This window comes from Halorhabdus sp. SVX81, assembly GCF_029207715.1.
GTDB lineage: Archaea > Halobacteriota > Halobacteria > Halobacteriales > Haloarculaceae > Halorhabdus.
This window is the reverse complement of record NZ_CP104322.1, coordinates 2046727-2071564: the sequence shown is the minus strand read 5'-3', so window position 1 is coordinate 2071564 and position 24838 is coordinate 2046727. Positions and strand designations below refer to the sequence as shown.

Genomic DNA, 24838 nt, shown 5'->3' with positions numbered 1-24838 from the left:
TGGCGGCGACCTTGATCTCGGCGGGGATTGACGCCCTCTCTTTTCGGGCTCGACACGCGATTGTTTTGTCCGCTCGGCCGCTACGCTCCGGTGATGGTTCGGTACTACGAGGACTTTGCCGTCGGTGAGTCCTGGACGTTCGGAACACGAGAAGTCACCGCCGACGAGATCCAGGAATTCGCTCGCGAATACGATCCACAGCCGATGCACGTCGACAGCGAGGCCGCCGCCGAGGGCCCTTTCGACGGGCTGATCGGCAGCGGGTGGCACACTGCCGCCCTCTCGATGCGGCTCCTCGTCGATGGACTCTTTGAGGACGCGGCCGGCCGTGGCGGCCTGGGCGTCGACGACCTGGAGTGGCGGACGCCGCTTCGACCGGGCGACGAACTCACCGTCGACGTCGAGGTGATCGAGACGAGCGCGTTCGACGACGATCGTGGGCAGATCGACTTCGCCGTCCGAACGACGACTCAGGACGACCAGGAAGTGCTCTCGATGGTCGTCAAGGGATTGTTCGCGCGGCGGGACGACCAGCAGTAACAATTGCACTGCCGGTCAGTCGTCGGCCGGCACGGTCTTGGCAGTTGTCGCCTCGGTGATCGCCGGGACGAGTCCGTGGATCGACGCCGTGAGCGCCCGCGATTCGAATTTCCGGTAGCGTGCTTCTGCCCCGTCGCTCGCGTGGTTTCGCTCCGCAAGCGGACGCGTTTCGACTAGAATCGGCCGCCCGCTCGACTCGGCCAGATCGAGGACGGTAGCAGCCGGGCCGATCTCCGGATCGGCCAGCACCGTCGCTGTGGCTGTCCGGCAGTACTCGCGTGCCTTCCGGAGCGCTGCCTCGTCGGGGCCGGAAAGTGGCGGCGCAGTGATCGCCTCGGCGTCGAGTTCGTCGGCGACCGACAGCGCGGCGTCCCCGCTGGGTAACGGGCCGGCAGTCACCTCGAAGCCGGCCTGCCAGAGCGTCGTCAGGACGCGGGCGGCGGTCGCGCCGCTGCCCAGCACGTGGACGTGCGCGTCCCGATCCCGTCGCGGTTCGGCGATGGCCGTCACACTCGGCGTCCCGGTGACGGCATCGGGCGTGACGGCCGTCCGGGTATCGAAGGCTGGCCGGAGGTGTTCGTCCGATAAGACCGTCTCCGGATCGCCGACGGCCTGGAGCTCCCCGTCGGCGAGCAACGCGAGTCGATCGCAGTAGCGGGCCGCCAGATCCAGGTCGTGGATCGCTGCGACTGCCCCTCTCCCGTCGGCGACCAGGTTACCCACCAGTTCCAGGACGCCGACCTGGTGGTTGATGTCGAGGCTGGCAGTCGGTTCGTCCAGGACGAGCGCTGGCGTGTCCTGAGCGAGCGCGCGGGCCACGAACGCCCGCTGGCGCTCGCCGCCGCTGACGGCCGTGATCGGTCGGTCCTGGAGCGCGGTCATCTCCGTCCGTTCGAGCGCTTCATCGACGGCGTCCCGGTCGGCCTCGTCGGCCGTGAGGTCCGTCCGCGCCCGGTAAGGCGTCCGGCCCATCCTGACGACGTCCTCGACGCTGAACGCGAACGAGACAGACGTATCCTGGGGCACCGTGGCGACGTGTCGACTCACGCCCCGCGGTCCGAGTTCAGTTACCGCCGTGCCGTCGAGACGGACGGCTCCGCTGTCCGGTGTGATGACGCCGTTTACCGTCCGCAGGAGCGTCGTTTTGCCGGCCCCGTTCGGGCCGACGAGGCCCAGGAACTCGCCGGCATCGACCGACAGTGAGACGTCACGTAGTGCGTCGACCTCGCCGAGCGAGACCGAGACGTCGTCCAGTTCGATCGTGTGGTGGTTCATAATTCGTGCACCTCCCGGCGACGCAGCAGATAGAGGAAGAAGGGGGCCCCGAGCGCGGACGTGACGATCCCGACGGGCAACGTGGCGGGGTTGGAGCGGGCGACGGTGTCGGTCGCGACGAGGAAGGCCGCCCCGGCCAGCGCGCTCGTCGGGAGGAGAATCCGGTGGTCGGGGCCGACGAGCAATCGCATGACGTGGGGGACGATCAACCCGACGAAGCCGATGACGCCGGCGACGGCGACCGCGGCGGCGGTCACGATACTCGAAAGCGCGAGCAAGATCCGTTTGGTCCGCTCGACGGCGATCCCGACAGTCTGGGCGTCCTCCTCGCCGAGCATGAGGGCGTTGAGGTCCCGAGCGTAGGCGAGCAGACCGAAGAACGTCACCACCACTACTGGCAGCGTCACCTCGACTTCGGCCCAGGAGCTACTGTGAAGGTGTCCCATCAGCCAGAAGACGGCCCGTTCGAGGCTTTCGCCGGCGTGCAAGAGGAGATAGGAGATCACCGCGCCCAGGAAGGTCTGGACGGCGACACCGGCGAGCAACAGCGTCGCGACCGGCGTCCGGCCGTTCTCGGTGGCGATCGCATAGACCACGAAGGCCGCGACCAGCGCGCCGACGAACGCGGCCGCCTGGAGTCCAAGCGGGAACGCAACTGGAAACGCGATCGTCGCCACAGCACCGACCGCCGCGCCCGAGGAGACGCCGATGATCGAGGGGTCGGCCATCGGGTTTCTGAAAAAGCCCTGCATGACCGCACCGGCACTCGCCAGCGCGAAACCCACGACTCCACCGAGCGCGATCCGGGGAAGGCGAACCTGTCGGACGATAGTTTCGGCTGTCTCGGGGATCGCAAACGAGAACGGGTACGCATAGCGTACGTCGACAGTGGGGATCGGTATCGAACGCCCAAGGGTCGGCGTCTCGCCGATCCCGACATCGAGGCCAGCCGGGATCCCGACGGCATTGAGCGACGCTTTCGCGACGGTCGGCACGTCCAGAGCGACTGGGCCGATCGCTGCACTCGTAACTGTGATGACGGCCAACGTCATCGTCAACCCGGCTGTCCAGACGCCGATCCGCAACCCCATCCGCATCGATGACAAGTTGAGTTGCATTAGATAAGTATTTATTGGATAAGCCCACAGCCCGGAGTACATGTCACGGACCATCGCCGGAGTGTTTGCCGTGTTGCTGGTCGTCAGCGGTGTGGCCGGTGTGGCGCTGTCGCCCGCCGCCGGTCAGGTCGCCGACCACGAACCGACCGTCAACTGTTCGTTCCCGATCACCGTCACCGACGCCAACGGGGCGAACGTGACGGTGGATGAGCGACCGGAACGAATCGTCACCCTCGCACCGAGTGCCTCCCAGGTCGTCTGGGCACTCGGTGCTCAGGACAGGGTCGTCGGGATGCCCGTCAACCAGTACACGAGCTACCTAAACGGGTCGGAAACGAAGACGAACGTCGTCGGCGAGGAGGGTCAGCCACGAGTAGAAGTCATTCTCAGCCAGAACCCGGACCTCGTGCTCGCGCCCAACATCATCAGCGCCGATGCGGTCGAGCAACTGCGGGACGCAGGCGTGACGGTCTATCGCTTCGAAAGTGCGAGTTCGGTCAGTGCCGTCGTCGAGAAGACCCGACTCACCGGTCGGCTCCTGGGTTCCTCCGAGACAGCCCGGAACGTGAGTGCTCGAACCCTGGCGACGACCGAGGCTTACCGGAACGCCACCGCAGGCGAGGACCGCCCCACAGTCTTCTACGCCATGGGCGGCGGCTATACCGCCGGCCGTCAGACCTTCATCGGCGACGTGATCGACGCTGCCGGCGGGGACAACGTCGCCAGCGCCGCCAACATCAGCGGGTACGGGACGATCAATACCGAAGTCGTCGTCAACGAAAACCCCGACTGGATCGTCGTCTCGGGAGAGTCACCCATCCCGTCCGATCCGGCGCTGTCGAATACGACCGCGATACAGGAAAACCAGACCGTCCGCGTCGACGCCAACTTCATCAGCCAGCCCGGGCCGCGGGTGACCGAACCACTGCGGACGCTGGCGAGGACGTTCCACCCCGACGCAGCCGCCGACGTGACCGTCGATTCCTCAACGGTGTCGGCCCCGGTCTGTGCGGCGACCGCCACCGAGCCGACGACTGAGTCACCACCGGAGACGACGACCGAACCCATGACCGAGACGACGACTGACTCAGCCACTGAGACGACTGAATCGACCACGACGGTTGAGACGGTCACGTTCAACACGAACCAGACGACGGATACGACCACCCAGACCACGACCGCGACCGGTCCTGGCTTTGGGATCGTGGCGGCGATCGTTGCCTTGCTCGGTGCGGGAACCATCGCCCGGCGTCGGTGACGTGACCAACCCCGTGGCGGCCCTCGGCGGGTTCACGCTTTGCGTCCAGTCAGCGATCTGCGTCGCACTCGCCCTTTCGCTGGACGCGATTGTCGGTGAACCGCCCGAAACGATCCATCCCGTCGCGCTGTTCGGTCGAATGATCGCTCCCCTTGATCGCGTGTGGCCGTTTTCGCGGGCCGTGGGCGCGTCGATCGCGCTGGTTGCTCCACTCGCCGTCGCTTTCCTCGCGGGGTGGCTCGTCGAGTTTGCCACAACTGTCCCGGTCCTCAGCTCGATCGTCGCCGGCCTCGTTCTTTTCAGTACGCTAAGCCTCCGCCGGCTGCTCACGCGGGCCCGAGACGTGATCGCCGCCAGCGAAACCGATCCGGACAAATCCCGGGAGCGCCTTCCCGCCCTCGTGGGTCGTGATCCGACCGAACTCTCGCCGGGGCTGATCCGGAGTGCGAGCGTCGAGAGCCTGGCGGAGAACCTGGCAGACGGGTTCGTCGCGCCGCTACTGGCGTTCGCCCTGGGATCGCAACTCTCGTTGTCGATCGGTATCGCCGCTGCAGTCTGGGTAAAGGCGGTCAACACGCTGGACTCGATGCTCGGCTATCGTGAGAAGCCGGTCGGGTGGGCCAGCGCGCGACTCGACGATCTGGTGATGTGGGTGCCGGCGCGGACGACGGCTGTTTTGATCGCGCTGACGGCACGGGATTTCGGGGCACTCCGGCGTGCCCGGGGATGGCGTGGCGCGCCCCCGTCGCCCAACTCCGGGTGGCCGATGGCGACGCTGGCTGCCGTGCTCGACACCCGGTTCGAGAAGCCCGGCGTGTACGTACTCAACGCGGATGCAACGCTACCGGACGCAGCGACGGCGACGCGAGCGATTCGGACCGTCGCGATCGCGGGTGCCATCGCCGGCGGGATGTCACTCGTCATCGCGTCCGTTCAGTTCAGTCCTGGCTCACTCGGACTCGTCACCGTGGGGGTGGGGTCATGTTGAATGCGCTCCGCGGTGCAGTGGGATTCCTGACGCGGCTCCCGGTGGGCCACGACGAGGCGGCCTGGGAGGCGTTCCGATCGCAGCCAGCAGCGTTCCCGCTGGTCGGCTACGCGATCGGCGCGCTGGCGGCGCTTCCGTTGCTCGCGCCGGTCCCGCCCGCCACGGTGGCCGTTGGCTTTCTCGCCTGGTTGTATGTTCTCACTGGCATCAATCACCTCGATGGCGTGGCGGATCTGGGCGACGCGGCGATCGTCCACGGCGACTCCGAGCGCCGCCAGGAGGTGCTTACCGACACGACCGTCGGCGTCGGCGCGGTCGCCGCGGTCGGCATCGTGTTTGTCGGACTCGCGACCGCTGGATACACACTCGCGGAGTTGCCGGAACGTGCCGCTTTGCTCGTCGTCGCGGGTGAAGTCGGCGCGAAGACCGCTGTCGCACTCGCGGCCTGTCTCGGCACGGCGACGCACGACGGCCTGGGTGCGCAGTTCACGGACCGGCTTCACTACCGTCACGCGCTCGCTCCACTGGTCGCCGCTGTGCCCGCCGGCGCCCTGACCTGGCCTGATCCCTCGGCGCTCGTGGCTGTCGCCGCGGCGGGTATGTGTGGCGTGGGCATGGTCGTCTGGGCTCGCCGGACGCTCGGCGGCGTCGACGGTGACGTTCTCGGCGCGACTGCGGAACTCGCCCGCGTCGTCGGGCTACACGCGGGGGTGATCGCGTGGACGCTCTTTTGATGTGTGGCGGCCGCGGGACTCGACTCGGCCTCGACAGGGAGAAACCGCTTGTCGAGATCGACGGGCGACCGCTGGTCGATCGCGTCGCGGCGGCGCTGGCGGCGAGTTCGATCGCCCGGAGCTACGCCGTCACATCGCCCCACGCCCCGGAAACGCGAAAACACGTTTCCCTCCCGACGATCGACGCCCCCGGCGATGGATATGTGTCCGACCTCCAGTATGCACTCGAACGCATCGATTCGCCAGTGGTGACAGTCACTGCTGATCTCCCCCTGTTGACGGGTGCAACGATCGACGCTGTAGTCGATTCCTTTGAAGGTAATTCAATGACAGCCTGTGTTCCAGCGGACCTGAAACGACGGCTCGGAGTTCGCGTCGATACGACGATGCCCGGTGACGGGCAGCAACTCGCGCCGACGGGCGTCAACGTGATTGCGGCGGGTGATGGCGATCGCCAGGTCGTTTTCGAGGACCCTCGACTGGCAGTGAACGTGAACTACCCGCGGGATGCACTCGTCGCTGAGGCGCTCCTTCGCTCGGGGGTGGTCCGGTGACGTTCGTCCTGGTCGCCGGGACGACCGAGACGGCGCGGATCGAGGGGATCAGCGCCGCGGGGGCCGATCCCGCGGCGATGGCGATGACCCCGACGGCCGACGCGGAGCTCCTCCAGAAGGGTCGGCCGGTGAACGCACCGGCGGTTCCCGTCAGTCCGACCGGCTGTCCCACGCCGGCGCTCGTCACCCGGGCCGTCCGCGAACTCGGCGGGTTCGATGTCGAAGTCATCGATGCCGGACTCGCGGTCGAGCCGGGGATCACGACGCGACCCGTCGCCTCGGATCCGGGTGGCGACGTGCGGACGGACGCGCCGGTTCCGGACGCCGCTTCACTCTGGGAGCGTGCCAGGGGGATCGGCGAGAAGTTGGCAGGAGAGTCCGACGAGCGGGTCTACATCGGCGAGACGATTCCCGGCGGGACGACGACCGCCCTCGGGGTCGCCCAAGCCCTCGGTGTGGACCTGTCGGTCTCGTCGTCGTTGCCCGACAATCCGATCGAGCGAAAGCGAGCCGCGATTCGAGAGGGATTCAGTGCGAGCGGAATCGAGCCGGGTGAGCTGGCTGGGGAGCCGCGGCAGGCGCTCCGACGACAGGGCGATCCGGTCCTGGCCGGCGTCGCGGGGCTGGTCGAGGGCGCACTCTCCGCCGGGGGGGCAGTGACGCTCGCCGGCGGGACGCAATTGCTCGCGGCTGCCGCGCTGGTCAGACACGCCGGGGTCGAGGCTTCGTTCGAACTCGCGACGACCAGCTACGTCGCGGACGATCCGACGGCGAGCGTCGAGGTGACCGCCGACGCCCTGGATCTATCACGCACGATCACTGATCCGGGCTTCGCGGGCTGTGGGCACGCCGGCCTGGAGCGGTTTGGGGCGGGTGAGGGCAAGGAGGGCGTCGGGATGGGCGGCGCGCTCGCGTTAGGGAAACGCCGCGGGATCGAGCTGTCGGCGGTTCGGGATCGGACAACGACGCTGTATGATCGACTGCTGGGGGATCCCTGATGGATCGTGATCGTGCACGCGAGGTCGGTCGCGTCGAACACGGCGGCAGCGACGATCCCGACGTGCTGGACCTGAGCGCGAACATCAACCCACGGACGCCGATGGGGGTCGAGGAGGTCTACCGGAACGCGCTCGAAGACGCCAGACGATACCCGGCCGAACCGCCGGACGCCTACCGGAAGGCGGCCGCCGGGTACGTCGACTGCGATCCGGAAGCCGTGGTTCCGACGCCCGGCGGGCTGGCAGCGATCAGACTGGCGATCGACCTCGCCGTCGAACCCGGCGAGTCCGTCCTCATTCCCTCGCCGAGTTTCAGTTCCTACGCGCGGGAGGTCCGGCTCCAGGGGGCCGAGCCATCGTTTGTCTCCCATGAGGAGATACTGACTGCCGATCCGGCCGCCCACTCGCTGGCGATCGTTTGCAACCCGAACAATCCGACCGGGACGCTGTACCCGCGCGAGGAACTGCTCGCGTTCGCCAGGCGCTGTCGCGAGACGGACACCCACCTCCTGGTGGACGAGGCCTTTCTCGGGTTCACCGAGCAGGCGTCGCTGGCCGGGACGCCGGGCGTGACCGTGGCCCGATCGCTGACGAAGCTCTTTGGCTTGCCCGGTATCCGGTCGGGCTTTGCAGTGGCGACTGGCGAGATGCGCGAGGCGATGGTCGCCGCTCGCCGCCCGTGGAACGTGAGCGTGCCGGCGCTCGCGACCGGGCGACACTGCATGCGCCAAACAGGGTTCGTGGAGACGACTCGAGACCGCGTCCGCGAGGAGCGAGCACGCCTCCGGCATGGGCTGGACGACCGCTTCGCGATTCGGCCTTCGGGCGCGCCGTTCGTGCTGATCGAGGTGGGCGACTCCGGCGTCGAGCGGGTACTGGAGACGGCGGCCGACCATAGCGTTGCGGTCCGTGACGCGCGAACGTTCCGGGGGCTGGACAATCACGTCAGGGTCGCTGTGCGGGACAGTGCGGCGACCGATCGGACCGTGGAGGTGTTCACGGATGTCTAGGCACTTCGAGACGACGCGACGGGGTGGTGTACTCCGGCTCGAACGCTCGGACACTCGCTGGCTCTCGACAGGGTGGAACGGGGGGTTCTCCCGGGCGGGGGCAGCCTACAACTGCACGGTTCCGGCGGGCTGGAACCCGGATGATATCCGGGCGGACGTCCACCGTCGTCTCGACAGTGCCGGATTCGATCGGGGAGACGGTCCGGTGCTGTTGACCGGCGTCGACCAGCGTCACGCGAGGGGCGCGGGGCTCGGTCCCGTCACTGTCTTTGGGACCGTCGGGCTCTCGAATCCGGCGACGCTCCCCGTCGACCCGGCCCAGCAACCGGCCGACACGAGGGCGGCCACAGGTGCGGAGACGGGTGGACCGCCCGGCCCAGGGACGGTCAACCTCTTTGTCGGCACGACACGGTCGCTGACGGAGGCGGGCATGGCAAACCTCGTTGCGATCGTCGCCGAGGCGCGGACGGCCACGTTGCTCGAACTCGCCGGCTTCACCGGGACGACCAGCGATGCGATCGTCGTCGCCAGCGATCCTGGCGGGGAGTCGTCCCAGTATACTGGCAGTGCTACCCCAGTCGGCCGCGCGGCGAGAGCCTGCGTCCGGGAGGCGATCACGGCGAGTTACCGCTCGCGGTACGCAGAGCGTGAGCCACCTGATGGCGTCGCCGATGCCGAGCACGGCGAGTCGACCACCTGCCGGGCAACGGTGTTCGAGCCATGATTCCTACGAGACCTACCGCTGAATCCATCAGAGAGGCACGATGACACGAAAACCAGCCGACGACAGTGAGGCAGCGACGAGTGAGCGTGAGGCAGCATCGACGACCGACGAGGGCGGCGACGGGCCGAAGACCGAGGCCGTTCCGGACGTCGAAGTGATCGACCCCGCCGCGCCCGACGCATTCGGCCTCGTCCAGGCGTGGTGGGGCGATGGCAAGGGCAAGACGACGGCTGCCCTCGGGATGGGCTTGCGTGCGGCCGGGCACGGCTATCGCGTGCACGTCCTCCAGTTCATGAAAGGTGGCACGCCCTCTGTCGAAGGTGTTCGCGGGGAGTACAACGCGATCGAGCACGTCCCGGGCTACACCATCGAGAACACTGGCCACGTTGGCTGGCACGGCTTCATGGACGACACCGCGGACGACGAACACGCCGCCAGGGCACGGGCAGCACTGGAACGTGCCCGGGCGATCGTCGACGCCACTGGCGAGCGTGATCCAACGACGCCATTCGCGCTCGACGGTGCGCCGACTGACGGTGTCCACATGCTGATTCTGGACGAAGTGCTGTACGCGGCCAACCGTGGACTGATCGACCCCCACGACGTGCTCGACCTGATCGCCGTGAAGCCGGACGGCCTCGAACTCGTTTTGACCGGCGGCCACGAGCATCCGGCATACCTCGAAGGGGAAGCCGATCTGCTCAGCCACGTCGAGAAACAGGCCCACCCGCTGGAGACGGGGCACCCGGCGCGGAAGGGGACCGAGTACTAAGGAGGCCGAGACCACTCATCAGAGGGACACCGACAGACCGGGTATCAACGCAGCCATCACGACGCCGTAGACGAGTGAGTAGGTGACATTGGCGACGCTTCCGGTCAGATAGTACGTCGTGTTGCCGCTCGTGATATTCTGCCAGCGAACGATCGACTTCGCGATGAAGACGAGGCCGAGGGCGGTGTACGCCGAGAGCAGGGTCAGTGTGAGGATGAGAACGTTCTCGACCTTGCCGACTGCCCGGCCGGTGTCCGCCTCTTCGCCGCTGACTGCTGGCCAGGTGTCAACCGAAAAAAGTTGTTTGCGTGGAGTTCAACTATATATGGTTGATTCGAGTGGCGGGAACCCCTCACCTCTCTTCTCCCCTCGACGCTGTCACTGACCGCAGGACCGGTCGAAAGACACGTGTCCCCCCGACTCCCAGAAATGGCCAGCAGATGGGACGAACTGTTCTGGTCGCCGGGACGGCCAGTCACGTCGGGAAGAGTACGATCGTCGCCGGGCTCTGCCGGCGGCTGGCCGACCAAGGCGTCTCCGTCGCGCCGTTCAAGGCCCAGAACATGTCCAACAACGCCCGGGTGGGATTCAAACCGGGTGCGGTCGGGACCGTCGGCGAGGGGGATGACAGCGAACTCGCGGACGGCGATCCTGACGCCTACGGCGAGATCGGCATTGCACAGTATGTCCAGGCCCGGGCCGCCGGCGTGGTACCGACGACCGATCACAACCCCGTCCTGCTCAAACCGCGAGGGGACGGCGAGAGTCAACTGGTCATCGACGGCGAGGCCGTGGGTCACTTCGCCGCGGGGACGTACTACGAGGACCACTGGGACCGCGCCCGTCGGGCCGCCCGCGAGGCCTACAATCGGCTCGCCGCCCGCCACGACGTGATCGTCGCCGAAGGCGCGGGCTCGATCGCCGAGATCAATCTCCAGGACCGGGATCTGGCGAACGTCGAGACCGCGCGCTTCGACGACGCGTCGATCCTGCTGGTCGGCGACATCGAACGCGGTGGCGTCTTCGCCAGTCTCTACGGGACGCTCGAATTGCTCCCCGAGGACCTCCGTGATCGGGTGGCCGGGCTCGTGATCAACAAGTTCCGGGGCGATCGTTCACTGCTCGAGCCCGGCGTTGGGGCGATCAAAGAACGGACGGGCGTCCCGGTCGTTGCCGTCCTGCCTCACGACGATCCCGGATTGCCCGCAGAAGATAGCCTCTCGCTGCCTGCGGCGGGCGAGCGCGGCACGTGGGGCGATGACGACGGTGTCCCGCCGGACGACTGCGTCACGGTCGGCGTCCCGCGACTCCCGCATCTCTCGAACGTGGCCGACCTGGCACCGCTGGCTCGTGAACCGGGCGTCCGCGTCGAGTTCTTGCCACTCGACAGTGGGGCCGCGAGCGCCGACGCACTTGTCCTCCCGGGGACGAAGAATACCGTCGACGACCTGCTCGCAGTACGGGACTCGCGACTCGGTGACGCGATCGGTTCGTTCGACGGGCCGATCGTGGGGATCTGTGGCGGCTATCAGTTACTCGGCGAGCGGCTCCGGAACGTCGGCGTCGAGAGCACGACGGCGACCGGGACGGTCGCTGGCCTTGAGCTGCTTCCCGTCGAGACCCATTTTTCGACCGAGAAGCGTGTAACTGCGGCGACCTACGAGGCGACAGGTGTCGGCCCGATCGCGGGTGCGACGGGGGACGTCTCCGGGTACGAGATCCACATGGGCGAGACGACAGTTCCGGACGGTGTGGCCCGACCTATCGGCTCGGAGAGCGTCGCGAACCAGCAGGTACTCGGGACGTATCTCCACGGCTGCTTCGAGAACCGGAGACTCCGGGACGCGTTCGTCGAGAACGTCTTCGAGCAGGCCGGCGTGGAGCGTCCCGATCGCATGGCACCCCAGGGCGATCCGTTCGATCGCGCTGCCGAGCTGGTCGAACCCATCGACCTCACGGCGGTGGTTCCGTCAGTCGCGGAGACGAGTGGACGTGACCAGTAAGGGGTTTACCCCTGGGCCGACGACCGGGACACATGGTCGAGAACGTCATCTGGCCGGCGGCCCTCGATGCCGAGCGCACGCGAAGCGAGGGCCGACGCGTCTCGAAAGATCTTGCTGTCGAGGAGCCGACGGTCGAGGAGATCGCCAAGGCGGTCCAGCAGGTTGGCTACGATGCAGTGATCGAACGCGAGAAAACCTATCCGCGGGAGTACGAGACCCGTGGCCGCGTCCTCGTGAAGGATGCCGACGACGCAACGAAGAGTGACCTCCTGGGAGCCGTGGCGGCCTACGTCGCCGCGCTCCGCGAGTGATGCGTCGGGCCGGGGAGGTTCGGGGGATCGCTCAAAGTGTGGCCGTCGTACAGTGTCCCGACGAAACCCATCCTGACATCGGGACGAGTGTGATCGACGACTCCCTGGCGACGGTCGGCCGCGTCGTCGACGTGTTCGGGCCGGTCGAGCGGCCGTATCTCGCGGTCTCGCCGGTCGACAGTGTTCACCCGCCAGCGCTTGTCGGCCAGCCGCTGTATTATCGGTGAGCCGACTCCCGGTTGTCGCCGGACCGAAATCACTTTTCCCGACGCCGTCCCGAGGGATACTGTATGGCTCGGTACCGTGGACTCGCGCTTTCGATTTCGGTGATCGTTTCGATTTTCCTGTTCGTCCAACTCGGCGCGCTCGCGCTGGTCGACCCGTTCAAAACGGCGGGACTCCAGGCGGTCGAGGACCCACAGAACCCGGTCAATAGCCTGTTGTACATCGGTGCGGTCCTTGTGATGACCGGCGTGTTGCTCGCCGCGTTCAAGTACGAGGTCCAGTGGGCGATCCGCGGCATGATCGTCGCGACCGGGGCGTACATCGCCTTCATCGTCCTCTCGATGCTGCTTCCGCCCGTCGTGACGCTGCCGATCGGGGACGGCCTCCATGGTGCCGCGTTGCTCGGCGCGCTCGCGCTCGGAATCGCGCTGTACGTCTATCCGGAGTGGTATGTCATCGACGCCACGGGGGCCGTCATGGGTGCGGGGGCGGCCGGCCTGTTCGGCATCACCTTCGGCGTGTTTCCTGCCCTGGTCTTGCTCTCCGTGCTGGCTGTCTACGATGTCATCAGCGTGTACGGCACCGAGCATATGCTGACAATCGCCTCCGGCGTGATGGATTTGAAAGTCCCCGTCGTGCTGGTCGCGCCGATGTCGCTTGGCTATTCCTTTCGGGCGGATTCAGCGGCGGTCGCGGATGGCTCTGAGAGTGGCGACGACGGCTCAACCGACGGGAGCGAGGGAGAGACGACCGACGAGGATGTCGAAGCTGACTCCGACGACATCGAGGACGAAGACGACGATCCACTCGAAGACCGCGAAGCGTTGTTCATCGGGCTCGGCGACGCGATCATTCCGACGGTGCTGGTCGCCTCCGTCGCCTTTTTCGCAGACGTGTCCGTTCCGACCGTCGATATCGGCGCACTCTCGATCGCCGTGCCCGCGGCTACCGCCGTGGTTGGGACATTTCTCGGGCTGGCCGTGCTGTTACGGATGGTTCTCGTCGGACGCGCACACGCCGGCCTCCCGCTTTTGAACGGCGGGGCGATCGCCGGGTATCTTGTCGGCGCGCTCGCTACCGGGATGTCGCTGGTCGAGACGCTCGGGCTCGGGCCGTACTTCTGACTGATAGCCGTGCGGAGTTGATCAACAAGGAGTACTGGAAGCGACCGGAGGAACGGGAAGGCGACAGAGATCACGGGACGACATCGTTCGGTGCGCTATGCGGCCACTCAGTCGGCGAAACGCGATGCCCCCTGCTTGGCCTCTCGCGTTGTCTCGATCGGATTGCGGACGAACAGCCCGTGGACGATGAGGCCACCTGCCACCAGCGAGGCGATCGACATCGCAGCGATGGGGGCAACGCCGATGCTGGTGAGCACTCCCGCGCCGCTGACCAGGACGAGCGGAATGAGTCCGAGGACCAGGTCGTAGTATTCCATCATGGTCTATTATAATATACAAACTGTGGCTACAAAAACATTTCTCATATTCATTCGTATAACCCGTTATAACTCATGTTGATTCCGTTCAAGTTATTTCCTATGGTTCAGGAAAATATTTACATAACTTATGTCGGCTATTTCGGTGCTCGAAATAGCCGACGGACTGGTACCGGGCCTGTGAGACTACTTCGAATCGTGGCCGATGAAAGAACCTGAAACAGTCGACACTGTAGTCGGGATGGCGATTCGTCTGTGACCTCAGGTCAGCGTGCCGCCGCCGAGCCAGTAGGCGACGGCCGCCCGCCAGGGGACCAACAGCGCCAGTCCAACCAGTATGGAGATAAGCAGAAAGATCGGCGAGAACGAGCCGTGAAACAGCGACGATGCGCGGAGTACCTGGCCGATCAGTGCTGCGGTGATCCAGGCCGGAATCGTCCAGGAGACCGCCCGTAGAATCGACCGCCGTGCGTCGGTGGTATAGAGGCTTCCCAGCAGTGTCGCGAGCAGCCAGCCGATCAGAAAGGGGAGGAAGGTTCCGACGTGTCTCCCGACGTTCGAGACTGATTCGCCGTGGCCGTATACCGCGCCGATAAGCACGAATGCGGCGATCGCGACCAGGTCACCCGCGGCCAGGATCGCTGTCGTGGCCGACAGGTCGACCCGCTTTCGGAGCATGGAGGTCACAGCACCCATATCCGGGGAGAACGGGGCCGGGGACTTGGGCGTTCCCGTTTCGACCGCCGGGTTCTATGGGCCAGCGACGAACCCATCGACTATTGAATGTCTGTTCGTCCGCCGTGGGGGCGGTGTTTGACTCGCCGCAGGGCGCTTTCGGTTTCCTCGCCGATCGAGATCCCTTCCAGTATTTTTGCCCTTGCCGAGTATCACAACGTCGTCCTGGCGAGTTCACTCGCCACTGGCCTGAGCTACGCCCGCGATTCGGTGGCGCTTTGAGGCATTACTTTCCGTCACCCGGCCCCCGTCAGTTGTTATTCGATATGATAATCCGGTACGAGCGTTTATGCCGATGGCGTGACCAACTTTGCCCAGGAGGAAAACGTGGCATCCAAGCCACTGTGACCCACTATGAGTGCACCGCCAACGGACGACATGGCCGACCGGCAACACCGACAGCCGGATGACCGTTACGCCCAGCTGATCCTCAGCGACGAGAAGTTCATCATCTACGACCGGGAGAATTACACAGCCTGGGTACAGTCGTCTGTGACGGTGTCCCCCGAGGACTTTCGCTAACGCGTCGCGTTCTCACTGTCACACTCCGATCCTGTGCCGGTCGGCTCTCGATGGCCAACAGCCCAGCGCTCGAGATCACACGGATGATCGACGGCTGGCGACGGCCTGCACAGTCCGGCGTTGATCGGGGGTCAATCACTTCTCTCTCCATCTCAAAGCGTCCGGTGTGGAGTACTCTCTACTCGGCTGGCCTTCCGACGGACCGACGCTATCTCTCGATCATGAGCACTTCGCCTATGCCGGGAAGTTCGTCATCCCGCGTACCGGCAAGGCTGTCGCGCGGGAGGACGGTGTCGTCGTCGCGGCGGCGGCGTTCGACGCCGATCGAACCGACGACGACTGTCTCCGCATCCGGTATGTGACTGTTCGCGACGACCGACGTGACGAGGGGATCGGATCGCGATTGCTTCGATTCGTCGTCGATCGGGCCCACGACCGGGGCTACGACGAAGTGAAAGCCGGGGTCAACAACCCGCTCGCCTACGAGGCCTTCTACCGGGCTGGACTGGCTTACACCGGCGAAACCACCGGCCTTGCTGAACTGGTCTGTAGCACTGCCTCGACTCGGACGCGCGAGCGCTACCAGGCCGGTCTTGGGGCGTTTCGCGAGCGCGATCTGACTGATTCTCTGCGCTCATTCCTCGATGCTTGCGAGGATTGCGATCCGCCGCCGGTCGTCGATAGCCCGGCCGAGTCCTGACGGTGGGATCGCTACCAGTTGGACCGGGCTGAGGCGGGAGATTCAAACCCGTCTGGGATGTATTCGCCGACAATGGGAAACGCTGATCTCCGGGACATCGCCGTCATCGAGGACGTTAGTTTCGACGAACTCGACGGCTCGGTCGTTGCTGTCGACGCGCACAACTGGCTGTATCGCTACCTCACGACGACGGTCAAGTGGACGAACGATGAGGTATATACCACTGACGACGGCACGGAGGTGGCAAACCTGGTCGGCGTCGTCCAGGGTCTGCCGAAGTTCTTCGAGGCCGACGTCACGCCCGTGTTCGTCTTTGACGGTGCGGTTACCGACCTCAAAGACGACGAAGTAAAGCGCCGACGCGAACAGCGCGAGCAATACGAGGACGAACTGGCGCAAGCCCGCAAGGAGGACGACCCCGTCAAGGTTGCTCGCCTCGAATCCCGGACCCAGCGCCTGACTGACGTCATCGTAGAGACCACCCGGGAACTCCTCGCGCTGCTCGACGTCCCGGTCGTTGACGCCCCGGCGGAGGGCGAGGGCCAGGCTGCCTACATGGCCAGAAAGGGTGACGTCGGATACGTCGGTACCGAGGACTATGATGCCTTGCTCTTTGGCGCGCCGTACACGCTCCGGCAACTCACCAGTTCGGGCGACCCCGAACTGATGGACTTCGAGGCGACGCTTGACGAACACGGCCTCTCCTGGGAGCAACTCGTCGACGTCGCCCTGCTCTGTGGGACGGATTTCAACGAAGGCGTCCGTGGGTACGGCCCCAAAACGGCGGTGAAAGCCATCCGCGAGCACGGTGATCTCTGGGGTGTCAGCGAGGCCGAGGACATCCACGTCGAAAACGCCGACCGCATCCGCGACCTGTTTCTCGACCCGGCGGTCACTGACGAGTATTCCATCGAGACGGCGATCGAACCCGATCTGGCAGCCGCCCGTGAGTTCGTCACTGACCAATGGGAGGTCGACGCCGACGAAGTTGCCCGCGGGTTCGAACGGATCGAATCCTCCGTGGTCCAGACCGGGCTCGAAGACTGGACGTAGGCTTCGGCGTCGACAGCCGGACCGGCATCACAGCGACACGGTGATCGAATGCCACCCGGCCGAGCCGCTGGGGTGGGGCGGCGCTCTCTTGCTGGTCTGGCGGTTCCCAGCACCGTCTGTCGCCCGCACGATCACGTCGAGTGGTCCCGTGTCCGGCCGCTCGACCACTAGTTGCCACCGTCGCCTGGCGTGTGGTGAAATAGGGTCTTCGAGAGCCGCCTCGTTCCAGGTCTGGCCGCCGTCGAGACTCACCTCCACCCGTTCGACCCCACGCGTGCCGGCGTAGGCGATGCCGCCGACCGCGATCCGCTCGTTGCGTCGCTGGATCGAGCGGACGTACGATAGCGTGTTGACGACCGCCTCCTCGTCCCACCCACGCTGATCCCAGTATGCGGTGTGGTCGCTGTCCGCGAGTTCGATCTCCGTGATCCACTTCGTCGACTTCATCCCATATCGGCCCGGGACGAGCAACCGCGCCGGAAAGCCGTGTTCGGCCGGCAGCGTCTTGCCGTCCATGCCGATCGCCAGGATGATGTCGTCACGATCACGCACGACCGACCACGGGATCGCCTCGGAGTAGCCGTCTCTGGCGTGTGTGACGACGTCGACCGCGTCGTCAGTGACGCCCGCGTCCGCAAGTAGCGTCCGGACCGGAATTCCAATCCAATCGGTGGTCCCGATCAGGTCTCCGCCAACCGTATTCGAAATACAGAGTGTCGTGACCGTCATCTCCCGCCGGTCGGGATGATCCAGCAGCGTCTCGTAGGCGATGTCCTTCTCGCTATCGACGGCCCCCCTGATTGACAGCGACCACCCCTCGGCCGCGACGTTCGGTGCGGTAATGTTCTTATCGACCACGAAGTGCTCCTCGGCCGTGTGTCTCCGTGGTGGCATCCCCTCGAAATCGAACGTGAAGTCCCGCTCGTCGTTCGCAACCGACACGACGACACCGTCGGTCGATCGCTGGCGTTCGATGGTTTCCTCACCGGTCGCCTGTCTTGGAGTCGGCGTGGTCGTCCCGACTTCCGTTTTCTCCACGGCGTCGAGTGCCTCACCCGGCTGTGGACCGTCTGCAGCCGGTGGCTGTCCCAGTATCCGGGCGATCGCGCCGCCCGCGACCAACGCGCCGACCCCGCCGCCGATCCGGCCCAGCGCCCGTCGTCGCCCGATCGGTTCGTGCACTCCAGCGTATATCCACCAGACGATACCCGGGCCCGTGAGCGCGATGACCGTGGCAAGCAGCCATCGGAACGAGACGCCGCCCGCTGCCAAATAGAAGCCGACAGCGGTCCCGATCACCACGCCGATCGTGGTGAGCCACAGGACCTGGCTCCGTCGTGCTCGCCGAAGCGTCACTCGGTCGCCGATCGCGCCGAGTGTGCCCGCGGTGATGACGAGTCCGGTTGCGACACCAGCGACGAGTACTGTCCGGGCAGCCACTCCGAAGGTTTCGATCGCCCACGTCGCGAGCCAGCCCGGGGCCGTCTCGATGATCGCCTGGGCGGCGACGAGCAGCGGGTCCGAGCCGACAAGCGGCCGTGCCACCAGTGTCGCTACCACCCATGCGATGGCTCCGGCAGTCCACGCGAACTCGCCTGTCGTGTCCCGTGCCATACGTTGGCACTGTGCTAGGTGACCGAATACCTTGGGTAACCGGCGATATCGTCGGCTGATAGGGACTCTCAACGGGGAGAGTTCAGCACTGTCAAAACGAGTTCCGCCCGCGAATCGGATCCGAGACTGCGCTGTCGTCTACAGGTCGCTCTCGAAGTCGGCGAGCGAGTAGGCCGGTTCCGCACCGCGGCGGTCGAGCGTCTCGTTGGCGAGCAGCCAGTAGACGACGCTCAGTGCCTTTCGACCCTTGTTGTTGGTCGGGACGACCAGATCGACGTTGCCGGTCGTGTTGTTGGAGTCACACATCGCGATGACCGGGATGCCGACCGTGATGGCCTCCTTGACGGCCTGGGCGTCGCCGATCGGGTCCGTGACCACGACGACGTCGGGTTCGATGTAACCGTCGTAGTCGGGGTTGGTCAGCGTCCCCGGGATGAACCGGCCGGTCCGGGCGCGAGCGCCGACGGCGTCGGCGAACTTCTCGGCCGGGAAGCGGCCGTACTGCCGGGAGGAGGCGACCAGGATCTGCTCGGGCTCGTAGTTGGCCAGGAAATCCGCGGCGGTGCGGATGCGCTGGTCGGTCATGCTCACGTCGAGCACGTACAGCCCGTCAGTCCGGACGCGGTGGATGAACCGGTCCATGTCGCTGGTCTTCTGCTGGGTCCCGATGTGGGCGCCGGCCGAGAGGTAATCGTCGACCGGAATCAGCAGGTCCGCCTCCGACTGCTCATCCGGCATGACGTTCTCGTCGAGCTGGGCCGGACTCTCTTCGGCCGCATCGTCCGTACCAGCGTCGTCCTGTTCCCCAACCTCGTCGTCGCCCGACGGCTCTTCGCCGTCCGCCTCGGGCGCGCTTTCCTCGGCCACCGCGCCGGCCTCACCGGCGGGTTCCGAGGCGGCCTCGGTCTCGTCTGCTTCGATGTCAGCGTCGTCGTCGCTCATGCGTTCTCTTCGATCCTGATGAGTTCGTTCAGCTTGGCCGTCCGCTCGCCGGCCACCGTCCCCGTCTTGATGTAGGGGGCGGCCGCGCCGACGGCCAGATGGGCAATCGTCGTATCCTCGGTCTCACCCGAGCGGTGGGAGACGACCGACTCGATGCCGTTCTTCGAGCCGAGTTCGATCGCGTCGACCGCGTCGGTCAGCGTGCCGATCTGGTTGGGCTTGATGAGGATGGAGTTCGACGAGCCCAGGTCGATACCCTCCTGGAGGCGCTCGACGTTGGTCACGTAGAGGTCGTCGCCACAGATCAGCGTCTGATCGCCGACGCGTTCGGTCAGTTCGGCGAAGGCCTCGAAGTCGTTCTCGTCGAGGGGATCCTCGACGTACGCGAGGTCGTACTCCTCGACCATCTCGACGACGTAGTCGATCTGCTCTTGGGTCGAGCGGTTGGGTTCGCCCTCGTAGACGTACTCCTCGCCGTCGTACATCTCGGCGGCGGCCATGTCCAGCCCGAAGCTGATCTCGAAGCCGCGCTCGTCGCTGATGCGGTCGGTCGCCTCGGCGACGACCTCGAAGGCCTCGTCGTCACCGATCGGCGGGGCCCACGCGCCCTCGTCGCCCTTGTTGACGGGCACGCCGCGCTCCTCGAGGATCGAACTGATCTCGGCGTGGACCTCGGCGTTGGCGAAGATGGCCTCCGTCACGCTCGGCGCGCCGACGGGTGCCGAGAGGAACTCCTGGATGTTGGTCGCCTCTTCGGCGTGCTCGCCGCCGCCGACGACGTTGCCCAGCGGGGTCGGGAACTGATCGCCGCGGAAGGTGCCGCCGAGGTGCTGATACAGCGGGGCACCCAGGACGTCAGCGCCAGCTTTCGCGGCGGCCATCGAAATGGCGACCGCGGAGTTGGCACCGATTTCCGAGAAGTTGTCGGTCCCGTCGGCGGCGTGCAGTGCCGCGTCGACGGAGCGCTGGTCGCCGGCGTAGACCTCGCCCTCGAGTCGCGGGACGGCCAGGTCGCGGGCGTTCGCGATCGCCTCGCTCGGCGGGAGTTCGATCGCTTCGTGTTCGCCCGTGCTCGCGCCGCTCGGTGCGGCGGCACGGCCGAACCCACCACTCTCGGTGGTGACGTCGGCTTCGACAGTCGGGTTGCCTCGTGAGTCCAGTACGCGTCGGAGTGTTACGTTCGTGATTAGCGTCATTGTTAGTTACCTCGATTGACCGTAAACGGCAGGACACCAGCGTCGTACTCCTCGGCCGCGATGAGGATCGGCTGGGTCTGATCGGTGTCGATCAGTACCGGTGCTCCGTATGCCACCTGCAGCGCTCTGGCACCGAGAATCCGGGCCTTTTCGTAGCGGTTGTATTGTTCGTTCGGCATTATTGGTAGGGGGAAACGACATCGACCAGGTCCTCGTGGGAGACGAGCATCCGGCGACAGCAGTGTCGGTCGACGCCGAGTTCGTCGAGCACTGCCTCGGGATCCTCCTCGCCCTCGCGGGCCCGTTCTTTGAATTCCTCCCACTCGCTGCCGATCACAGTGCCACAGGTGAAACATCGGACCGGTATCATCATAACGTGTGATCACCTCAGCGGTAAGATTTTTGGTATCGGGCGCGGGCACCCGGACCGCCCCACTTCTTGGGCTCGCTCTGGCGCACGTCGTTGACCAAAAGCGAGCGATCGAACGCCATGTAGGCGTCCCGGAGTTCCGCGTCGTTGGTATGCTGGACGAGTCCACGGGCGATGGCCGTCCGGGCGGCGTCTGCCTGCCCCATGACGCCGCCACCCTCGACGGTAATTTCGATGTCGACGTTCTCGCGGAGTTCGTCCTCCGCGATGCGGAACGGTTCGAGCATCTTGAGCTTCGCTAGTTCCGGGTCGACGAGTTCGACCGGGCGGGAATCGATCCGAATCCGCCCGTCGCCCTCCGACACTGTCGCGCGGGCGACTGCCGTCTTCTTCTTGCCTGACGTGTTCGTTACCATGTTACGTTCGCTCCGAGGTCTTCTGCCAGTTCGCCCAGCTGGACGAACTTGATGTTCGACAGCCGATCCAGTGACGTGCCCTCGAGGACCTCCGTCTCGACTGGGTCGCCGTTTCTGTCCTGGCTCCCCTCGTAGGGGTTGCCCAGGTACACGCGGACGTTCTCGAAGGCCTCGCGACCGCGGGGCTTCTTGTAGGGAAGCATCCCGCGAATGGACCGCTTGAAGATGCCGTCCGGGCGCGTGGGATAGGCTGGCCCACGGTCGGAGGTAAGATCGGTCCGGGTCTTGTACGTCTCGTAGACATCCTCGTCGCTGCCGGTGATGACCGCTCGCTCGGCGTTGACGACGGCGACCGTCTCACCGTCGAGTGCGCGCTCGGCCACCTGGCTCGCGACGCGACCCATGATACAATCGCGGGCATCGACGACGACGTCCGCGTCGATGGTTGCGATACTCATCGGATCACCCGTACGTTCGAACCGTCCGGATTGTCTTCGAGTGCCTGTTCGACTCTCAGTGTCTCGCCGACCTGGTCGATCTTCCGCTCGGCCGTCGACGAAAAGTCGACGGCGGCGACGGTAACGTCCTTCTGCAGGACGCCGCTGCCGAGAACCTTCCCGGGAACGACCACGGTTTCGTCCTCCTGGGCGTATCGCTCGATGCGACCCAGGTTGACCTCCGCGTGGGTCCGTCGGGGTTTCTCTAAGCGCTCGGCGACGTCGCTCCAGACGTCACCGCCGCCGTCGCGGGCGACCGACTTCAAGTCGGCAATGAGACTACGCAGTCTCGGATTTGTTTTACTCATGACGTCCCTCCTGAAAAGTGCAGGGAGCAGGATTTGAACCTGCGGACCCCTACGGGACAGCGCCCTGAACGCTGCGCCGTTGGCCAAACTTGGCTATCCCTGCGAACATGAATCGATTCTGTCTGGCCCGTAAAACCCCTTTCGGTCGAACCGATGGACGCCGCGCTCGCACCACGAGGGGCAGGCGACGTCGGTGTGGGGATTCGGGGCCTGGTCATCGTTATAGCTGGATGGTTTCGGTCAGTTCCTCGGCTCGCCGCCGCAACGTGCCGACGCCCTCCTTTACCAGCGTGTCCACGTCGAATGAACCGTCGGTCTCGACGTGGAAGACGAAGGCATCGGTCACGTCTTCGATCTCGACCTGCGTGTCGGGGTATCGGTTCGTCAGATCGTGATCGAACTCCGCCGTCGGGATCAGGTCGCCGTCGTCCTCGATGACGCCGCGGACGATCTCCGCGTCGTCGTCGGCGAACTCCTCGCGCTCTCCCTGTGGCTCGACGCGCTGGAGGTGCCGGTAGGAGACGGCCACGCCGCCCTGGTGTTTGGCGTGTTCCCGTCCCGTATCGAGGACCGCATCGGCTTCGAGTTCCAGTCGCTGATCGTCCTTGAGTTCGATGATCGGGACGTCGGGTTCGGCTGGTCCAACCATCTCGTCGTTGGCCACCAGGTCGCCCGAATAGGCCGTATCCGGGCCTTCGACGTCCAGCGCCAGCGTGACTTCGTCACCGATCTCGAACTCGCCGACGGGCGTCGTCAGCGGCACCAGCCCGAGTCGGAGCCCGATCTGCTCGTCGAACATCACGCTGGAGTTCTCGATGACGCGGACGGTGTCGATGCTGAACGTCGGCACGTCAGCGATCATCGCCCGGCGGACGCCGTTCGCGAACGCAGGTGTCACTCCCCGGACGAGAAACCGGGCCTCAGTGTCCCCGCGCTCGATGAACGTGACGTCGTATTCGGCCATGTTAGAATCCGCTGGATTTTGGGCTGCGGGTGCCGTCGTGTGGGATCGGGGTGACGTCCTCGATACGACCGATTTCGAGGCCGGCTCGCGCCAGCGCCCGGATGGTCGCCTGCGCGCCCGGTCCGGGATTCTGCTGCTGATTCCCACCGGGGCCACGCACGCGGACGTGAACGCCCTCGACGCCCTGCTGGATGACGTCCTCGGCGACGGTCTCGGCCATCTGCATCGCGGCGTACGGCGAGGCCTCGTCCCGGTTCTGCTTGACGACCGTTCCGCCGGAACTCTTTGCGAGAGTCTCGGCACCGGTCTGGTCGGTGATCGTGATGACCGTGTTGTTGAACGATGCGTGCACGTGGGCGATGCCCCACTTGGATTGCTCTCCGGACATGGATTATCGTTCCTCCGCGCGCTCGGGATGAAGTTCGTCGGCGAGCGGGCTGTTCTCGTCGAACTCGATGGCCCCCTCTTCCTCGACGGCGATCGTCTTCGAGGGGATCGAGACACGCTCACCGTCGACGGTGATGTGGCCGTGGGTGATGAACTGGCGAGCCTGCTCGGCCGTGTTTGCCAGTCCTTTCCGGTAGGCAACCGTCTGGAGACGGCGCTCCAGAACGTCGGTCACATCCAGCGAAAGGATGTCGTCAAGTGCGTCCCCCTCGTCGAGGATGCCATAGCGCTTGAGTCGTGCGATGAACTCCTCGCTTTCCTCTGCTGTGCCACCGCCACCCAGCAGCTTCCGGGCCTCACGCCGGTAGGAACGAAGCTCGGATTGTGCGCGCCAGAGCTCCTCCTTGTTCTTGAGGCCGTACTGGCCGATGAGGCTCTGCTCGTCGGCGATCCGTTCGCCCTGGAAGGGGTGGTTGGGCGTCTCGTAGAACTTGGTGTTTGAACCGAGTGCCATTATTCCTCATCCTCCTCGGCGGCCGCTTCCTCGGCCTGCTCCTCTTTGATCGCCTCGACGTTGACCCCGATGGTCCCCTCGGTCCGGCCGGTGGATTTGGTCCGCTGGCCGCGGACCTTCTGGCCGCGCTTGTGACGGACGCCCTTGTAGGCGTTGATCATCTTCATGCGGTTGATGTCCTGCCGGCGGGTGAGATTCAGGTCCGTCCCGATCTCGTGGGTCGTCTCGCCGTCGAAGAAGTCGTTGCGGTGGTTCGCGAGCCACTCGGGAACGTCGTCGGCGAAGCCTTCGACACGGTCGACGATCGCTTCGATCTGATCGTCTTCGAGTCGGCCGAAGGTCTCGCGTCGGTCGATGCCGACGTCGTTGGCGATGATGCGGGCCGCGCGTTGGCCGATACCGTTCATGTCTGTCAGGGCACGTTCAACGGACTTCGTGCCGTCAAGGTCCGTCTGTCCGATGCGGACGAAATAGCGGAGGTCCTCGTCGTCCTCCACTTCGGCCGCGTCTGGGTCTTCTGCGCTCATATGTGGTGATCTCGTGAAACGTCGTGGCGGGGATTCGAACCCCGGAGGCTTTACGCCACATGGTTAGCAACCATGCGCCTTGGGCCGCTTGGCTACCACGACTCGCGGTCACGTACTCGCGCCCTCTCGGACTCGGGGCCAA

General features: G+C 65.6%; 33 protein-coding genes and 2 tRNA genes. 17 read left to right on the top strand and 18 right to left on the bottom strand.

Going from position 1 to position 24838, the window contains the following annotated elements; all coding sequences use genetic code 11:
- Window positions 1-93: 93 nt before the first annotated feature.
- Window positions 94-540 carry a MaoC family dehydratase gene (locus SVXhr_RS10415; protein WP_275737134.1) on the top strand — a complete coding sequence of 149 codons (447 nt, stop codon included), beginning with the start codon at window positions 94-96 and terminating at the stop codon, window positions 538-540.
- A gap of 15 nt (window positions 541-555) precedes the next feature.
- Here SVXhr_RS10415 and SVXhr_RS10410 read toward each other — a convergent pair whose 3' ends face one another.
- Both SVXhr_RS10410 and btuC read right to left on the bottom strand, forming a co-directional pair.
- Window positions 556-1815, bottom strand: coding sequence for an ATP-binding cassette domain-containing protein (locus SVXhr_RS10410; protein ID WP_275737133.1), 1260 nt, complete (start codon window positions 1813-1815; stop codon window positions 556-558).
- Window positions 1812-2906, bottom strand: coding sequence for a vitamin B12 ABC transporter permease BtuC (gene btuC / locus SVXhr_RS10405; RefSeq protein ID WP_345799511.1), 1095 nt, complete (start codon window positions 2904-2906; stop codon window positions 1812-1814). The genes SVXhr_RS10410 and btuC overlap by 4 nt, the downstream gene beginning before the upstream one ends.
- Window positions 2907-2973: 67 nt before the next feature.
- On the opposite strand from btuC, the gene SVXhr_RS10400 reads away from it, so the two are divergent.
- The 12 genes from SVXhr_RS10400 (at window position 2974) to SVXhr_RS10345 (ending at window position 13634) form a co-directional block, all read left to right on the top strand.
- Window positions 2974-4191 carry a PGF-CTERM-anchored ABC transporter substrate-binding protein gene (locus tag SVXhr_RS10400; RefSeq protein ID WP_275737131.1) on the top strand — a complete coding sequence of 406 codons (1218 nt, stop codon included), beginning with the start codon at window positions 2974-2976 and terminating at the stop codon, window positions 4189-4191.
- Window positions 4163-5179 carry an adenosylcobinamide-phosphate synthase CbiB gene (gene cbiB, locus SVXhr_RS10395; RefSeq protein WP_345799485.1) on the top strand — a complete coding sequence of 339 codons (1017 nt, stop codon included), beginning with the start codon at window positions 4163-4165 and terminating at the stop codon, window positions 5177-5179. The genes SVXhr_RS10400 and cbiB overlap by 29 nt, the downstream gene beginning before the upstream one ends.
- The gene (gene cobS, locus SVXhr_RS10390) at window positions 5173-5913 is read left to right on the top strand and encodes an adenosylcobinamide-GDP ribazoletransferase (RefSeq protein WP_275737130.1); all 741 of its coding nucleotides are present in this window, start codon (window positions 5173-5175) and stop codon (window positions 5911-5913) included. Before cbiB ends, cobS begins: the two co-directional genes overlap by 7 nt.
- Window positions 5913-6467: an NTP transferase domain-containing protein gene (locus SVXhr_RS10385; protein WP_275740930.1), complete on the top strand. Its 555-nt coding sequence runs from the start codon at window positions 5913-5915 to the stop codon at window positions 6465-6467. Before cobS ends, SVXhr_RS10385 begins: the two co-directional genes overlap by 1 nt.
- A complete protein-coding gene (locus SVXhr_RS10380; RefSeq protein WP_275737129.1) occupies window positions 6464-7465 on the top strand; it encodes a nicotinate-nucleotide--dimethylbenzimidazole phosphoribosyltransferase in 1002 nt (333 codons plus the stop codon). The genes SVXhr_RS10385 and SVXhr_RS10380 overlap by 4 nt, the downstream gene beginning before the upstream one ends.
- Window positions 7465-8475 (top strand): threonine-phosphate decarboxylase, encoded by a 1011-nt coding sequence (locus SVXhr_RS10375; RefSeq protein WP_275737128.1) that lies wholly within the window; start codon window positions 7465-7467, stop codon window positions 8473-8475. The genes SVXhr_RS10380 and SVXhr_RS10375 overlap by 1 nt, the downstream gene beginning before the upstream one ends.
- Entirely contained in the window at window positions 8468-9199 is a 732-nt protein-coding gene (locus SVXhr_RS10370) for an adenosylcobinamide amidohydrolase (RefSeq protein ID WP_275737127.1), read from the top strand. The genes SVXhr_RS10375 and SVXhr_RS10370 overlap by 8 nt, the downstream gene beginning before the upstream one ends.
- 40 nt (window positions 9200-9239) lie before the next feature.
- Window positions 9240-9971, top strand: a complete 732-nt coding sequence (locus SVXhr_RS10365; protein WP_275737126.1) for a cob(I)yrinic acid a,c-diamide adenosyltransferase — start codon at window positions 9240-9242, stop codon at window positions 9969-9971.
- A 440-nt stretch (window positions 9972-10411) separates the two neighbouring features.
- Entirely contained in the window at window positions 10412-11974 is a 1563-nt protein-coding gene (locus tag SVXhr_RS10360; protein ID WP_275737125.1) for a cobyric acid synthase, read from the top strand.
- A 32-nt stretch (window positions 11975-12006) separates the two neighbouring features.
- A complete protein-coding gene (gene srp19 / locus SVXhr_RS10355; protein WP_275737124.1) occupies window positions 12007-12285 on the top strand; it encodes a signal recognition particle subunit SRP19 in 279 nt (92 codons plus the stop codon).
- Window positions 12285-12512 carry a Gar1/Naf1 family protein gene (locus SVXhr_RS10350; RefSeq protein WP_015790236.1) on the top strand — a complete coding sequence of 76 codons (228 nt, stop codon included), beginning with the start codon at window positions 12285-12287 and terminating at the stop codon, window positions 12510-12512. Before srp19 ends, SVXhr_RS10350 begins: the two co-directional genes overlap by 1 nt.
- 63 nt (window positions 12513-12575) lie before the next feature.
- Window positions 12576-13634: a presenilin family intramembrane aspartyl protease PSH gene (locus tag SVXhr_RS10345; protein ID WP_275737123.1), complete on the top strand. Its 1059-nt coding sequence runs from the start codon at window positions 12576-12578 to the stop codon at window positions 13632-13634.
- A gap of 107 nt (window positions 13635-13741) precedes the next feature.
- On the opposite strand, the gene SVXhr_RS10340 is transcribed toward SVXhr_RS10345, so the two are convergent.
- The gene (locus SVXhr_RS10340; RefSeq protein ID WP_275737122.1) at window positions 13742-13954 is read right to left on the bottom strand and encodes a hypothetical protein; all 213 of its coding nucleotides are present in this window, start codon (window positions 13952-13954) and stop codon (window positions 13742-13744) included.
- A 258-nt stretch (window positions 13955-14212) separates the two neighbouring features.
- The gene (locus SVXhr_RS10335) at window positions 14213-14647 is read right to left on the bottom strand and encodes a DUF3054 domain-containing protein (RefSeq protein ID WP_275737121.1); all 435 of its coding nucleotides are present in this window, start codon (window positions 14645-14647) and stop codon (window positions 14213-14215) included.
- A gap of 117 nt (window positions 14648-14764) precedes the next feature.
- Between SVXhr_RS10335 and SVXhr_RS10330 the strand changes: the two genes are divergently transcribed.
- The 4 genes from SVXhr_RS10330 to fen all read left to right on the top strand — a co-directional run bounded on the left by SVXhr_RS10330 (window position 14765) and on the right by fen (window position 16961).
- Entirely contained in the window at window positions 14765-14908 is a 144-nt protein-coding gene (locus tag SVXhr_RS10330) for a hypothetical protein (protein WP_275737120.1), read from the top strand.
- A gap of 132 nt (window positions 14909-15040) precedes the next feature.
- Window positions 15041-15208, top strand: a complete 168-nt coding sequence (locus SVXhr_RS10325) for a hypothetical protein (protein WP_275737119.1) — start codon at window positions 15041-15043, stop codon at window positions 15206-15208.
- Window positions 15209-15374: 166 nt separating this feature from the next.
- A complete protein-coding gene (locus tag SVXhr_RS10320) occupies window positions 15375-15908 on the top strand; it encodes a GNAT family N-acetyltransferase (protein ID WP_275737118.1) in 534 nt (177 codons plus the stop codon).
- A gap of 72 nt (window positions 15909-15980) precedes the next feature.
- The gene (gene fen / locus SVXhr_RS10315; RefSeq protein WP_275737117.1) at window positions 15981-16961 is read left to right on the top strand and encodes a flap endonuclease-1; all 981 of its coding nucleotides are present in this window, start codon (window positions 15981-15983) and stop codon (window positions 16959-16961) included.
- A gap of 27 nt (window positions 16962-16988) precedes the next feature.
- Here the strand turns inward: fen and SVXhr_RS10310 are convergent, their stop codons facing one another.
- From SVXhr_RS10310 to SVXhr_RS10245, 14 genes are all read right to left on the bottom strand, one after another.
- Window positions 16989-18575 (bottom strand): molybdopterin-dependent oxidoreductase, encoded by a 1587-nt coding sequence (locus SVXhr_RS10310; protein WP_275737116.1) that lies wholly within the window; start codon window positions 18573-18575, stop codon window positions 16989-16991.
- Between the two features lie 138 nt (window positions 18576-18713).
- Window positions 18714-19517, bottom strand: coding sequence for a 30S ribosomal protein S2 (gene rpsB / locus SVXhr_RS10305; RefSeq protein WP_275737115.1), 804 nt, complete (start codon window positions 19515-19517; stop codon window positions 18714-18716).
- Window positions 19514-20713 (bottom strand): phosphopyruvate hydratase, encoded by a 1200-nt coding sequence (eno, locus tag SVXhr_RS10300; RefSeq protein WP_275737114.1) that lies wholly within the window; start codon window positions 20711-20713, stop codon window positions 19514-19516. Before eno ends, rpsB begins: the two co-directional genes overlap by 4 nt.
- Before the next feature lie 2 nt (window positions 20714-20715).
- Window positions 20716-20892 (bottom strand): DNA-directed RNA polymerase subunit K, encoded by a 177-nt coding sequence (locus SVXhr_RS10295; protein WP_008523732.1) that lies wholly within the window; start codon window positions 20890-20892, stop codon window positions 20716-20718.
- On the bottom strand, window positions 20892-21086 hold the full coding sequence (locus SVXhr_RS10290) for a DNA-directed RNA polymerase subunit N (protein ID WP_275737113.1): 195 nt from the start codon (window positions 21084-21086) through the stop codon (window positions 20892-20894). Before SVXhr_RS10290 ends, SVXhr_RS10295 begins: the two co-directional genes overlap by 1 nt.
- A gap of 14 nt (window positions 21087-21100) precedes the next feature.
- Window positions 21101-21499 (bottom strand): 30S ribosomal protein S9, encoded by a 399-nt coding sequence (locus tag SVXhr_RS10285; RefSeq protein ID WP_275737112.1) that lies wholly within the window; start codon window positions 21497-21499, stop codon window positions 21101-21103.
- Entirely contained in the window at window positions 21493-21957 is a 465-nt protein-coding gene (locus tag SVXhr_RS10280) for a 50S ribosomal protein L13 (protein WP_275737111.1), read from the bottom strand. Before SVXhr_RS10280 ends, SVXhr_RS10285 begins: the two co-directional genes overlap by 7 nt.
- Window positions 21954-22304 carry a 50S ribosomal protein L18e gene (locus SVXhr_RS10275; RefSeq protein ID WP_015790249.1) on the bottom strand — a complete coding sequence of 117 codons (351 nt, stop codon included), beginning with the start codon at window positions 22302-22304 and terminating at the stop codon, window positions 21954-21956. The genes SVXhr_RS10280 and SVXhr_RS10275 overlap by 4 nt, the downstream gene beginning before the upstream one ends.
- Before the next feature lie 18 nt (window positions 22305-22322).
- A tRNA-Leu gene (locus SVXhr_RS10270) sits at window positions 22323-22407 on the bottom strand.
- Between the two features lie 117 nt (window positions 22408-22524).
- Window positions 22525-23268 (bottom strand): DNA-directed RNA polymerase subunit D, encoded by a 744-nt coding sequence (locus SVXhr_RS10265; RefSeq protein ID WP_275737110.1) that lies wholly within the window; start codon window positions 23266-23268, stop codon window positions 22525-22527.
- A gap of 1 nt (window position 23269) precedes the next feature.
- Window positions 23270-23656 carry a 30S ribosomal protein S11 gene (locus SVXhr_RS10260; protein WP_275737108.1) on the bottom strand — a complete coding sequence of 129 codons (387 nt, stop codon included), beginning with the start codon at window positions 23654-23656 and terminating at the stop codon, window positions 23270-23272.
- A gap of 3 nt (window positions 23657-23659) precedes the next feature.
- On the bottom strand, window positions 23660-24169 hold the full coding sequence (locus tag SVXhr_RS10255; protein ID WP_275737107.1) for a 30S ribosomal protein S4: 510 nt from the start codon (window positions 24167-24169) through the stop codon (window positions 23660-23662).
- Window positions 24169-24696, bottom strand: a complete 528-nt coding sequence (locus SVXhr_RS10250; protein WP_275737106.1) for a 30S ribosomal protein S13 — start codon at window positions 24694-24696, stop codon at window positions 24169-24171. The genes SVXhr_RS10255 and SVXhr_RS10250 overlap by 1 nt, the downstream gene beginning before the upstream one ends.
- 19 nt (window positions 24697-24715) lie before the next feature.
- A tRNA-Ser gene (locus SVXhr_RS10245) sits at window positions 24716-24798 on the bottom strand.
- Window positions 24799-24838: the final 40 nt, after the last annotated feature.